Origin of the sequence: Salinivibrio proteolyticus (genome assembly GCF_001996165.1) — a bacterium.
GTDB classification, from domain to species: Bacteria; Pseudomonadota; Gammaproteobacteria; order Enterobacterales; family Vibrionaceae; genus Salinivibrio; species Salinivibrio proteolyticus.
In genome coordinates this window covers 1-13,052 of sequence record NZ_MUFP01000027.1, presented here as the reverse complement: position 1 = coordinate 13,052, position 13,052 = coordinate 1, and the positions used below count along the sequence as shown (strand labels likewise).

Below are 13,052 nucleotides of genomic sequence, written 5' to 3'. Positions count from 1 at the left end.
TCTGATTTATACGCAATGAAGTTTAGTGCTTGTTTCTGCTATCGTACTCGATGACAGCGGCTTGGAGTTTATGGATATCAGACGCACACAAAAAAGGGCGCATCGCTTCAAACTTCTCTGCTGGCCAGTCGTAGATATTTAATGCAAGCAGATCATTAATAATTGTCTCGTTGAAGCGAAACTTTACGTGCTTAGCTGGTGAGCCTGCTACGACGCTATATGGAGCAACGTCTTTTGTGACCACACTGTTGGCTGCAACAACCGCTCCCTCTCCGATAGATACTCCCGGCATAATCATGGAACGCAGTCCCAGCCAAACGCCGTCACCGATGCGGGTAGGGCCCTTACCAATGTAGGCATGTTCGATTACATCCATGAAGGGATATAAGCAAAACCAATCGGCACGATGAGTATGGTTTCCTCCCATCAAAATAACAACTTCTGCCCCAATGCAAACATAGTCACCAATGTAGAGTTTATCGATTTCCCAAAGTGGCTCCCAACGCCGGCTTACTTCATCACCGTGTAAGTACCTAACAACAGATTCCTCAAACCCATTGTCCCAGCAATCGCTGTAGTAGCTATGAGTTCCCTTGATAATGATGTTGGGATTTTTTACCACTTCATGCAAACGTTGTGTCTTTGACCAGTGTTTGTCTTTCATTGTTTACCTCATTAACTTACTTAAATAATACATAATCTCTTTTTTGAGGTTGAGTCAATATATTCGAGGCTGTTTAACAAGAGGGTTCTGGTTCATAAAAAATCATTTTATTAATAGCATATTTTTATAATTGCGTCTATTAAGGATAGACAATGACATGTATCTGATAAATTATAGTAATGACGACCTTCAATTTTGGATTAGCATCATTACTTTGATGAGATTTCTAGTTCACTAGAATTAAAGGAGTTCTCAAAATTAAAAAGCGCTACACTGAAGAGCATTGTTTATCAAATTATTCACCTAACGAACTGATTCCAATAGCATTACTCCCATCAGTCAACTCGGTAACCAACAGGCATACCAAGTCTTATGACTTTGTTTATTGCTTTCACGTTGGCCAATACTTCGCCAACTTGTGCATCGTAGTTACGTAGGGTCAGCTCAGGGCTGATTAACGTTTTGTATCGGGACATGCCTGTTTCTGACAGAGAGCGTTGGTGATAACCCTCTTCTTGCTTCCAGTCTTCCAAGTTACCCGACTTCAAGGCGCTGACGGCTGCATTGCGAGGGTGACCGTCCTCCCAGTACCCCGCATTGCTGCGCGGTGGAATGGTCGGTTTGATGCCTTTTCTCCTGAGCACTTGATGGCAGGCTTTTGTATCATAGGCGCCATCAGCACTGACTTGGGCGATTTTTCGGCGTAACGGGTTGAGCAGCGTCGGCAAGGCTTCATTGTCACCAACAGACGCTAAGCTAACGACGGCAGAAATCACTTCATGTGTACTGTCGTCAATCGCGAGATGCAGCTTGTGCGCCAAAGACGGCGTTTTTCCTTGCCATGTTTGCGCATTTTCCATTCTCCCTCGCCAAACACTTTTAAACCGGTGGCATCAATGACGACGTGAGCAACGGGCCCACGACTGGGTAATCGGTAATTAACTTCAACCGTCTTCGCCCGTTTACTGATACAACTGTATGACGGTGATTTTAGCGGTACGTCCATCAAACCAAATATCGAGTCGAGAAAGCCTTGAAGGGCGCGAAGAGGGAGCTTGAAAATGCCTTTAACCATCAGTGCTGTTTCAATGGCACCATCGGTAAACGTAAAACCTCTGCCTCGTTTGCCATGATGCTCTTTGCAGTGCTAAGTCTGGATAGCGGCGTCATCAACCCAAAAGGTAATCGAACCACGGTTAATCAATGCTTGATTTTATTGCTTCCAATTGCTGATTTTGTACTTGGCTTTGCTCATCATCTGTGACCTCTTTGAGGCGTTGATGATCTGATCGCGGCTCGGATGATTAGTTCAATGATTTAGGAAACAACGCCGATAAACTTAGCCATAGTCTCGTTTTAAGTCACGATACCCAACACTCTATCCCTCTCCGCTATCCTTGCCATCACCCACTCTTCGACTTCACTTTCTACCCACGCAACCGCTCTGCCTCCCAGGGGCACACTTTTCGGAAAGGTGCCATCTTTCATCAGGTTGTAGATGGTTGAACGACCAAGGCCTGTCATGTGTTTTACTTCGCTCAATTTAATTAATCTCATGATATTACTCCGTTATTGGACTCATGAGATTTCCGCGCACGTAAAGATTTACCGGTTTCACCCTCCCCTCTTGCACCACTCCCCTAACCAACCTGATTTCAGATATATGTCATCGATACGCATAGCCACATCAATCACTTAAAGGAGACTCCCTATGCGTACGTCACACACTCCCCTGTTCACCCCTGCAGACAACTACCCTGCCCACCAGCCATCTGATTTGAACCAGCTCTTAGAGCACGCGGCGGAAGCACTGGCACAAAAGTACAAACGCGAAGGCACCTTCACGAGCCCTAACAACGTGATGGAATACTTAAAGCTCAAACTCGGCGCGTACGATCGTGAAGTGTTTGCGTTGATGCTGCTGGATAATCAACATCGGCTGATCCAGTTCGATATCCTGTTCTTTGGCACCATTGATGCCGCGTCTATCTATCCACGCGAAGTGGCGAAAGCAGCACTGAGTCACAATGCAGCCGCCGTTATCTTTGCGCACAATCACCCCTCAGGGATTGCCGAGCCGTCACAGGCAGACCGTCATATCACTGACAAGTTGATCAAAGCGTTGGGCCTTATTGATGTTCGCGTTTTAGATCATGTGGTTGTCGGTGAAGACTGTGTGTCTTTCGCCGAGCGAGGCTGGATCCCAGTCGTGTAGCGGCTTCAAAGGCCATTTTTACACGCCATACATGCACACAGGCAGCGATACCTTTCCCTGCTTCTCATTATGTTAAAACGGGAAGCAGCCAACCCAGGCGCAACAAGGGTCCGGCTGTCGCTGTCGTGCTGTGCTTCTCAAAACCTCCATCTGTGAAGAAAAAAGGAAGTAAGCCATGTCAGAAGTTCAAGCCATTAAAGACACCGAGACTATTCAGCTTATCGGCCACCTATTGAGTATTCGTTATCATCGCCAAATGGCCGACGTCTGGTATATCGGGTTAAACCTGGCGTTACGTATCTCCGATCTGCTTGCCATTCGGTTCGACGACATCCACGGTGACCGGTTGCGAATCAAAGAGCGTAAGACAGGTAAGATTGCTGATATCCAGCTCAACTCCAAAACACTGGCGCGCATTGAAAAGATACGGGCAGACCATCCTGACCACGTCTACCTGTTTCAATCTCACCGCTGTCAGCAGATTAAGCAGTTGCCGCCTAAACCGCTCTCTCGGCGTGCTGTTACTCTGGCCTTTCAACAGGTTGGGCAAGAGCTCAACCTCTCGTTAGGGACGCACTCAATGCGAAAAACACGCGGTTATATGCTGTATCAAGCCACAAAAGATATTGGTCGGGTGATGAAAATGCTGCGCCATACCTCAGAAGGCATCACCCTTCGTTATATTGGTATTACACAGGAGGATGTCGACAATGATTTTATTGCCTTAGAGATATGAAGTAAGGCCACACCATGACAGTACGGCCGACGGGATTTTAAATATATATCATCAATAAAAAACGATTGTGCACGATTTACTTGGTGCTAGAACCAAAGCAACGAAACCCCTCGTTGCGACGCTTGGTTCTTTTTTTGGCTAAATAGCTTAATCGATAGAATATATCTTTATATTCCTGCTCAGCGCGTTCAGAGCTCTCAGGACGTCCGTGAAGGTAGTAAATGCTATTATCAGGGATATGCACTAACCCCATCGCTTGATTGTTACACAGGCCGATTGCCTTCGCCCAGGCACGGACAATGATATTATATAAACCATCACCGCACTCGACGTTCTCAAACTTCCCCCAGCAATAAAACCTATCCTTATTTAAAACCAACGCGAAATGATAATGATCGTTGTGTGAATGATTACGCTCTCTTGCCCATACATATCGCACCTTACAACGATGCATCCGCTTACCCTTCGCTCGCTTCTCACACTCTTGCTTTGCCATTTCTAATTCAATAGCTCGAATAAAAAATTTAACGGTATCTTTTCTCCTCCGTCTTAACGAAAGCACCTCATCACGCATCAGAAAGTCATCAGACTCATCAATAGCTGGAAACCTTAAGTCAAGACGAGCAATAGTGAGGTTTTTATAGTCATGATATCCATCAGCTAGCACCTCTCTTATTTTATCTAAATACCTTCCCTTACATTCATTAACAGGTAGGAGAATGGGAAACCCCTCATAGGTATGTTGATTCATTTTATGTTCCTCTATTAGTTCTACAAAGGAACACTAGTTAGATTATTTTTTACCTTATCTGCTTTACTGGTAATGGGTATATGAAGAGAAGAGCTAATACGTATATTACTATACCGACAACTCCCTCTCACACTGTGACGACGTCACCCACCAGCCAACCTAGCCTCTCCATCTCTCACCGACGATCTGAGCATGTGGAAGTTATGATCCTATAACTACCTAAACCTATGTATCCCAGTGGATACTCTAGTCATTCCAGTCACCTTATAATCATTCCAGTCACCTTATAATCATTTCAGTCACCTTATAATCACTAAAATTAGATCCCCACTGAATTAACGTGACACCGATCACACTTATTAGTCCACTTTTAAAAAGCCACTTTAGGTAGACAAAAGTAGGTGTTATAAGAAATAAAATATAAAAAAGGAGAAGCACTGAAATGCTAAATAGAAAATTATCGGCACATCTCGCAAGGTCGATAAGAACGGAAAGGGATCTCCTTTTCTTTTTGCGGAAGTTCAGAAACAAAGGCCTCTTAGAATCAAGTGACGAGGAAGAAGAAATAATAGCCGAAGAAAAAGATTAATTGGCTATGGTGCTACATAATAAAAAACATAAACAAAGAGATAGGATACATTTTATATAAAGAGACAGACACAGGAGTTGTCACGGATATAGAAATAACAAAACCTCTAAAAATAGAAGACATTTATTTGCAGGAAAAACGCCAAAGCACAACAGAAGAAAAAAGAAAACAAATAGAGAACTGTCTCATTCATTCAAATGTTTTAGAGCATGAAGAAAAACTTCTGTCAAATCATTTAAAAAATGAATGGAGAAAAAACGCCAGAAGGACTGAAATGATAAAGTGGTTAGATAGCTGTCACAGCAATCAGCTCATGTGGGCTTATGATTACATAAAAAAAAGAGACGAAATAAGATACACTTGGACACCTTCAAGCAATGAAGACATGAAGTCAGTCATTGTGGCAGTCTATGACCTCATCCCTGAAAATAAAAAAAAGAAATTTTTCGAAAATTTCAGACATGCTTGGAATGTAAAGAAAAGTAAAGAAAGAAAGAAAAAAAACGTAGTCCTATTGGAAAACGCTGTGCTTCATAAAGTTGAAAAACTGGCAGAGCAAACTGAAAAAACTCCCGAAGAGGTCATAAAAAAACTCATTAACACTATGGATTGGGACGAGATTTTGGATATATTGGAGAGTGAGTAAATGATGGGGCGCTAGTTCAACGATGAGGAAGGTGTTCATAGTTCTGTGTCCCCCTCATAAGACTTCGTTGAGAAGCTCCTTTGCGTTTTTTAGTTCGCCATTCCGCACCATCTCTATAGCTAGGTTATAAATAATATTACCTTTGGTTATAAAAGGGCTATGGGTATTCTATAAAGGAATAACGAGTCCTATACTATCGTCATAACATCAATGCGCGACTGTTTTTGAAGATTCTGGACGGAGCGTTTATAGGGTTTTCGCTGAAGGTAGCGTATAAGCATTGAACATTATTTATGGCTATCACTAGTCGTTAATAAAATGTAGATCTGCTATCTGCTTACCTCCTACACATCAACTTGACAAGAGACAGCCGTGTCTTTGAATACACAAAGCTGGTATCACTACCTGGCACTATGTCTTACAAGCATTACCTTAAACGGGGTGAGTAGATGACTCTTCCACTCTAAATTTCTTATTAAATTTAATGTCTTACTTTTAGCGCTTTGAGTCTAAGTCAATTTTGTACAATACAGGCTAGAGGGGAACGTATAGGGTTAGCTTATAATGCTCTATAGATTAAGGTTTAGGCGGCTAAATGAAAAAGCTTGGTGCTTGTAAAGAATCAGCAAAATACCTATACCACCAGGAACTTGGCGGTATAGGTATTCTGGACGCGAGTTACCATAGGCAATGTTTTTCTCGACACAGCCATGAGGGTTACACCTTTGGCGTTATCGAACGAGGTACCCAAAAGTTCCTTAGAAGCGGCAGTAATAATCTTGCACCTGCTGGGAGTATCATTTTAATCAACGCGGATGATATTCATAATGGCCAAGCCAACACCGACGATGGCTGGGCCTACAAAGCGCTATATCCTTTACCAGAGCACTTTGAACGGTTAAGCCATGAGCTCGTCGGAACTGACACCTATACGCCCTACTTTCCTGATGCAGTAGTGCATGATGCAGCACTGGCTAAACAGTTCCGGTACGTATTCTCTGTCTTAGAGCGATCGGAAAACAAGTTGTTAAGAGAGTCGCTCCTCTACGCGCTACTCACTCGTTTGATGAGAAGTCATGGTAAAAGGAGGGTCGAACTCCCCGTTGAGAAGAAGGCAACTAAGAAAGTAAGCATGGTAAAGCACTTTCTAGACGACTCTCCTAGTACCAACATCTCTCTAAGTGATCTTGCCCAAATGGTCTCCCTTAATCCCTATTATCTAGTGCGTGCGTTCAATAAGGAATTTGGTCTTCCACCACACGCATATCAACTACAAGCACGTATCCGGTATGCCGAGAAGTTGATACGACAAGGATACCAACTGGCGGACGTCTCGAACCTCTGCGGATTTCACGACCAAAGCCATTTTACCAAGCACTTTAAACGAGCCATTGGTGTAACCCCGAGTCAATACGCAAGGCACTTTCTCAGATAGTCAAAAACGTACTATCTCTTACCACCTGACGCTTGTAGTTTTGATCATCATAGATACAACGTGAGGACCTCAAATGAAAACGATAGGATTGCTTGGCGGGATGAGCTGGGAGTCGACTGTAAGCTACTATACAGCGATAAATCATGGCATCAAAGAACGCTTGGGTGGCTTAAGCTCAGCCAAGATTTGTATGTATAGCGTTAATTTCGCTGAAATAGAGGAGCTCCAACACAAGGGGCTATGGGATAAAACCGCTCAGATACTATCAGATGCGGCAGTATCGATTGAAACTGGCGGTGCTGACTTTCTCCTGATATGCACCAACACCATGCATAAAGTGGCACCTCAGATTGAGTCGCGCATCAGTATTCCCATTCTGCACATTGCTGATGCAACAGCTGAAATGCTCATCCTGCATGGCATCAGAAAAGTTGGTCTCCTCGGGACACGATTCACGATGGACCAAGATTTTTATAAAAAACGAATTACAGATAAGTATGGGATAAGCGTTGTCGTTCCAAGTAGCGAAGATAAAAACACGATCCACAACATTATCTACGAAGAGCTGTGTCAAGGTATCATTACTGAGCAATCTCGTGATGCTTACCTGAAGGTAATTGATAAGCTGAAGCATGAAGGGGCGGAGGCTGTGATCCTAGGTTGCACGGAAATTGCTCTACTTGTTCAGCAAAAGCATACTAATGTGCCACTGTTTGATACCACAGCGATCCATGCGAACGCTACAATACTAAGATCCCTTGGGGAGGGTTAACGACAAGAAGTTGTACCCACTAAACAGCGCAGACAAGTAGAAGTCACTCCTCGACAGTAATCTGTTATCAGACTAGACATACATTGATTGAGTGTCTCATTGTGGACTCTTGATACAATCAGTACTTTAGATACACCCGATGGTACACCGCACCAAAGTCAAACCAGAAAAAATCAATAAATACATGACGTTATTGACCTAATTCAAGTTACGCCAGCCCACTTTTCTATAAGTTGTTGTTTTAGATAAAAGTTCCTTTGTTTCAAGTAGTTAAAAAGAGTATGTGTGATACAAAGCTGGCCTACAAAGGTGAAACTTTGCACATATATCGACGTAAAAACAGCAACATCTATTACTTTCAAAAGCGAGTTCCCAGCCATCTAGTCGAGCACTACGGCAGAAAGCTAATTCGCTTCTCCCTTAAGACCTCCGATAAGAAGCGAGCTAAGCAGCTAGCTGCAATCGAGGCTGGTCGTTTAGCTGAAGAGTTTGCAAAGCTTGACGGTCACTCCTTACCCGAGCGGAAAGTTGAGCTAGTCGATCTGCAAAATCTTGCAATTGAAGCGGCTAATCAATGGATTAAATATAAGAGAGACCATATGTTTACTAGTGGTGTCTCTTATGAATCTCTGCATCACGGTCTAAATGAAAGCCTATCCAGCATTCAAGAGCACGCAGAGGACATGCTGTACCATGAAGCAATGTTTGACGATAACCTCCGTGTGAAGCGTGTTTTTGAAGGAGCCTTGCCTGATAGAGCTTCCGACATATATAGCGGCCTAGAACCACAACAAAAAGCAAGAGTGTTCATCGAATTTGCTAAGCAATTGAGAGCTCAAACTCAAGGGCTTCACGCTTTGATATCTGGAGCGACACCAAGCATTACAAGTGTTGTAAAACCTATTCCAAAAATTGAGAAAGCCCCTACAATCGAGCGCGTTGCAGCTGAATTTCTTGAAAATAAAAAGACAGAAATGGCGGCTTCTGGTAAGCCTATGAGCAGCAAACTGGAGCAACGCTATCAGGTCTCTTTTGAGTGCTTAGTCGGTCTACTCGGTAGTGACACGCCTGTCAGAGACGTTTCTACAGCAGATATTCGCGAACTGCGTGATGTATTGATAAATACTCCATGCAACTCATCTAAGCTGAAGGAGACAAGGGCATTAACAACACCTGAGCTTATTGCAGCTGTTAAGAATGGGCAGTTACAGCACTTAAAGAGCCTATCTGTAACCAGTATCAATCAGCGTTTAGAAGCTGTCTCTGCAATGTTTAAGTTCGCAGTGCAAGAGCGTTACGCAAGCTTTAACCCAGCAGAGAGCGTCAGGCTCAAGAAAGCAATAGCAGATAAGGATGCTCGCTTGCCATACCCACCTGAAATGCTCAGCAAGCTGCTCCAGCTAACCAAAGGAACGGTACACTATTGGATTGTGCGTGTTGCTTTATGTTGTGGTCTACGTATGAACGAAATTGTTCAGCTACGACCATCAGACATCCGCCAACAAGAAGGAGTCTGGTACATCTCCGTCAATGATGAGGACGGCAAAGCCCTGAAGACATACACCTCTGCCAGATCAGTTCCTATACCGGACGTACTGCTTAAACTTGGATTTATTGAATTTGTACGCTCTGTCTCGACGGAGACCATCTTCAATATCAAAAAGCCCAAGGGAGGCGGGTATCGCTCTGATATCTACAGCAAGAAGTTCAGGTACTTCACAAACATCCACGACCTAAGAGCCGAACGCGTTACTTTTCACAGCTTAAGGCACAACTTTAAGGACTTAGCGTTAAATGCAGGCATCCCTGAAGTAGCTTATAAACAGCTAGGTGGTTGGGCCGACGGCTCAGTAAGCGGTAACTATGGTTCAGGGCTGACAATTGCCAACTTGAAGAAGTATATAGAGACTATAGATTACCCCATCGACGAGCAAGAAGCCGCTGATACTCTACTCTCTATGGCAGGATAGCTTTTCTAGAGCTTCTATATGGGCTCTCAGGAAGCCTATGACAGCCAAGTGGAAACACTATTGTCGATTGATGGGGCGAGTAGCAGTGCCCCATGATTTCCCTAAACATTTCCTTTAAGCGGTAGACCAAACAAACCACAATGCATAGGTGGAAGCCGTTTGAGGCTAAAGCCCTAGTGTTGGTTTGCCGTCTGTTCTCTCTGATGGCTAAGACTGTGTTAGTCAGGAAGTGGTCTGCTAGTTATCTAACAGCGATGCAATCAGATCTGACAGATTACGCTAGCTCGCTTTTGTCCCAAAATCGTTTAAATTGAGACTTGTGACCACTTTCTCATATAATTTCTTGACCAACTTTTCTCAATGAGAAATGATAAACGTAGTTAAATTCTATCGATTACAATAAACATTTATTCAAGTATGCTAAAGAGAGCATGGAGTCTGTACTTTATAAGGAAACTCTATAGACAACATCTACTAAAAACACAAAGCAATGTACCAAAATTCATCTCAAAAACCCTAAGGCGCTTTATATGAAGAATTACCAATTAAACAAAGAACAACTCTTGAATCTTTTGAATCTACACTTGAAAAAACATCCAGATTTTGTTGATGGCATGTCTTTTGATGATATAAGTGTATTACCCAACGGTACTTATGATGTACGTGCAAATTTCAACTTTGGCGGCAAAACCGTTAATGAAAACTACAATTCTTTGGGGTACATTTACAACGAAGTTTTTAACGATTTTATTGCTTAATCGCCCAGATTTATCCAGTGATGGTTTTTTGTTGTCATCACTATACCTTCCTCAATGGTAAGAAAGTCTCTAATTGGGACAGTTTTTGTTTTCTATGCTATTTCCATGACACACCTGTTTTTAGGATTGGTGCATATAGGTTTTCCTTCGATTGAAAAAGCAGAAAAGATAAAAGACCTATTCTCCTTTACTTCTACAGTAGTTAGCTTGTTCTTTGCATATCAGGCATATAAAGCCACTAACAAAGCTGCACCCGCAACTGAAAATGCAGCGGAATCAAATCGTCTTGCTGTGTCAATTGCTGAAAAATCATTATACAACACAACATTCGAACGTAGATTAAGTGTTTACAGAGCGATGTGGGAATTAAATGCACATCGTAAAACATTGATGGATGTTTAGGGATTGAACGTAAGAATCCAGAGCTGAACCATATGAACAATGAGCTATATGAAAAACTATTAACCCTCCGAGAACCACTAATATATGAATCAAAGGTTTTCCCAGAACAACTGAAAAATAAAACATCCAGATTTTACGTAAATATCAAAGATAAATTCTCACATCAATTAGCACCTACAGAAGCAAAAGACAAACATTACCATGAAACCGATGAGGTATTATCAGAGAAAATTCTGTTGTGGCGAGAACAGAACCATGCACGGAACCTAGAAATTAAGGAACTGCTAACTGAACTAAGCCCTTATCTAAAAAACCTATAACAACCGTTCAAGAGAGCAACATAATCTTTTTTATCTAACAGATACGTTTTAAGAGTATCCAGTCTAAAACACTTTTGGACAAAAGTGATTTTGATAGCATAAAAAACAGCCTACACGACTAAGTCACGCTTCACCACCATAAGTGTCAGATCATGTATAAACCAGAACACTAAGATATATAGTAAAAGCCACTTTTTATGAGAGCGTTAGCTAGCCTTAAAACAGTCTCTCATACGTTCACCTGAATCATTATGATACCTAGACCACTCTCTAACGTAGTTCTCGAAGAGAAACTTAAAGCACAGATGTGCCCATGTAGAGTCAGACTTGTTCCAGCTATCATCGCCTAGCTGACTAAAGCTGATAACAGTATTCAGACCAGCAATGCTAAGATACCTAAAGATTTCCTCTTGGTTGTGTCCATGCAATATATCACTAGCACCTACAGACCATAAAGCTCAGACAAGCTCTAAACGACTACTTCTCACAATGATAGCTCCTTCTATCAAGTGAAATGACAGTCAGCTAAGAGCCGCTCTACTTGACTACTTATCCATGTAATCAAAAGAGTAATAGTGCTGGTGGTCTTTCATGTCTACTGAAGCTAGTGAGATAGAGATGAAGCAACCAAGGACTCTTAGTGTATATCTAAAAGTTTCCCTTGGGGCTCTTCAATTAGACGTTGTAAATGGCAGTGTTAGCTGAGAAGCTATCTACGATACATAGACCAAGAAAACAGACGGATAATAAGAGTAATCATAAAGGGTGCCTGTGTTGTCTCACTCTCCTCATACACAATCAATGGACAGTCGATACTGCTCTAGTATGACATTGTTATCATCAAGACGTATAAGGATAGATGTACTCTTAATGTTGTCTCAGAGTTCCTTCAATTAGACGTTGGAAATCGAAGGGCACCTCTTCATCATATGTCCAAGTGGCTACAACCTAGAAGCGACATGCCTTCTTATTAATCCACCAACAACCACACTTCAAGCTAGCTTCTGTAACCTTTTTACTGACGACACAGAGCACCCCAAAGCCTCCGCTGTCGCATTAATAGAGTATCCCTTTGAGCGAAGCTCACGTACCTTCTCTTTGCTTATCGTGTAAGGACGACCCATATGCTTCCCTTCAGCCTTTGCGCGCTCTCTGCCTGCATTTGCACGTTCTAACATCTTCTTTCTTTCCATCTCTGCAACCTTGGATAGAATGGTCACCAGAAGCTCTCCTGCGTCTGTGCTGAGGTCTACCCCTAACCTTGTCACAATGACGTTCACACCGCCTCTCAGAAGCTCTCTTACGGTGTTTTGCACATCAATGCTGTCTCTCCCCAACCTATCAAGATCGACCGTCACAAGTGTGTCTCCTTCGCGCACATAGTCGAGTAGCTTCTTAAACTCTGGCCTTTTCTCAGCCCTGACTGTTCCACTCACTCCACAATCAGCGAACTCCTTGTCTATACGATATGTCTTATTGAGCTCTCTTCGTTGGTTCTCGATGGTTTGGTCGTCAGTTGAAACACGGTAATACGCGATAACAGCCATTTCTTGCTTTTCACTGTGGTCTTTAAGATAGGCTCATGGTTGCATTCAGGTCTAAAACTGTCAAATCCCATTTATAGACCGCTTTATCGTAGCTGTTTGAGGTGGGGTTAGATGGCAACATTTATAAACCCATGAAGTAGAGAAAAAGAACACTCATTCCAAGTGAGGCATCACTGCTTATTAAAGATAATTTCGATTCCATAAAGTCAGATACTGAAGTTTCTAGTAGGGGGTATAGGGGGAATTT

The 13,052-nt window shown here is 42.7% G+C and carries 12 protein-coding genes and 1 pseudogene; 8 read left to right on the top strand and 5 right to left on the bottom strand.

From position 1 onward, the window contains the following. Window positions 1-22: 22 nt before the first annotated feature. The 3 genes and pseudogenes from BZJ19_RS15765 to BZJ19_RS15755 form a co-directional block, all read right to left on the bottom strand. On the bottom strand, window positions 23-664 hold the full coding sequence (locus BZJ19_RS15765) for a CatB-related O-acetyltransferase (RefSeq protein ID WP_077676329.1): 642 nt from the start codon (window positions 662-664) through the stop codon (window positions 23-25). 335 nt (window positions 665-999) lie between these two features. After that, a pseudogene (locus BZJ19_RS15760) lies at window positions 1,000-1,868 on the bottom strand (IS5 family transposase). Window positions 1,869-2,020: 152 nt separating this feature from the next. After that, window positions 2,021-2,221 (bottom strand): helix-turn-helix transcriptional regulator, encoded by a 201-nt coding sequence (locus tag BZJ19_RS15755; RefSeq protein WP_077676328.1) that lies wholly within the window; start codon window positions 2,219-2,221, stop codon window positions 2,021-2,023. Window positions 2,222-2,375: 154 nt separating this feature from the next. Here BZJ19_RS15755 and radC point away from each other — a divergent pair, with 154 nt between their 5' ends. Together radC and BZJ19_RS15745 are read left to right on the top strand one after the other, a co-directional pair. Then, a complete protein-coding gene (gene radC, locus BZJ19_RS15750; protein ID WP_077676327.1) occupies window positions 2,376-2,879 on the top strand; it encodes a RadC family protein in 504 nt (167 codons plus the stop codon). A gap of 175 nt (window positions 2,880-3,054) precedes the next feature. Then, window positions 3,055-3,615 (top strand): tyrosine-type recombinase/integrase, encoded by a 561-nt coding sequence (locus tag BZJ19_RS15745; protein WP_077676326.1) that lies wholly within the window; start codon window positions 3,055-3,057, stop codon window positions 3,613-3,615. Window positions 3,616-3,691: 76 nt separating this feature from the next. Here the strand turns inward: BZJ19_RS15745 and BZJ19_RS15740 are convergent, their stop codons facing one another. Continuing rightward, window positions 3,692-4,366: an inovirus Gp2 family protein gene (locus tag BZJ19_RS15740; RefSeq protein ID WP_077676325.1), complete on the bottom strand. Its 675-nt coding sequence runs from the start codon at window positions 4,364-4,366 to the stop codon at window positions 3,692-3,694. A 716-nt stretch (window positions 4,367-5,082) separates the two neighbouring features. On the opposite strand from BZJ19_RS15740, the gene BZJ19_RS15735 reads away from it, so the two are divergent. The 6 genes from BZJ19_RS15735 to BZJ19_RS17315 all read left to right on the top strand — a co-directional run bounded on the left by BZJ19_RS15735 (window position 5,083) and on the right by BZJ19_RS17315 (window position 10,938). Beyond that, complete coding sequence (locus tag BZJ19_RS15735; RefSeq protein WP_131826413.1) at window positions 5,083-5,601, top strand: hypothetical protein; 519 nt, start codon at window positions 5,083-5,085, stop codon at window positions 5,599-5,601. Between the two features lie 595 nt (window positions 5,602-6,196). Further along, the gene (locus tag BZJ19_RS15730) at window positions 6,197-7,036 is read left to right on the top strand and encodes an AraC family transcriptional regulator (RefSeq protein ID WP_077676323.1); all 840 of its coding nucleotides are present in this window, start codon (window positions 6,197-6,199) and stop codon (window positions 7,034-7,036) included. Between the two features lie 73 nt (window positions 7,037-7,109). After that, window positions 7,110-7,808: an aspartate/glutamate racemase family protein gene (locus tag BZJ19_RS15725; RefSeq protein WP_077676322.1), complete on the top strand. Its 699-nt coding sequence runs from the start codon at window positions 7,110-7,112 to the stop codon at window positions 7,806-7,808. Between the two features lie 281 nt (window positions 7,809-8,089). Then, entirely contained in the window at window positions 8,090-9,778 is a 1,689-nt protein-coding gene (locus BZJ19_RS15720; RefSeq protein ID WP_077676321.1) for a DUF6538 domain-containing protein, read from the top strand. Between the two features lie 530 nt (window positions 9,779-10,308). Continuing rightward, window positions 10,309-10,536 carry a hypothetical protein gene (locus BZJ19_RS15715; protein WP_077676320.1) on the top strand — a complete coding sequence of 76 codons (228 nt, stop codon included), beginning with the start codon at window positions 10,309-10,311 and terminating at the stop codon, window positions 10,534-10,536. 105 nt (window positions 10,537-10,641) lie between these two features. Further along, window positions 10,642-10,938: a hypothetical protein gene (locus tag BZJ19_RS17315; RefSeq protein ID WP_235608272.1), complete on the top strand. Its 297-nt coding sequence runs from the start codon at window positions 10,642-10,644 to the stop codon at window positions 10,936-10,938. A 1,312-nt stretch (window positions 10,939-12,250) separates the two neighbouring features. Here the strand turns inward: BZJ19_RS17315 and BZJ19_RS15705 are convergent. After that, window positions 12,251-12,805, bottom strand: coding sequence for a recombinase family protein (locus BZJ19_RS15705; protein ID WP_077676319.1), 555 nt, complete (start codon window positions 12,803-12,805; stop codon window positions 12,251-12,253). Window positions 12,806-13,052 lie beyond the last annotated feature (247 nt).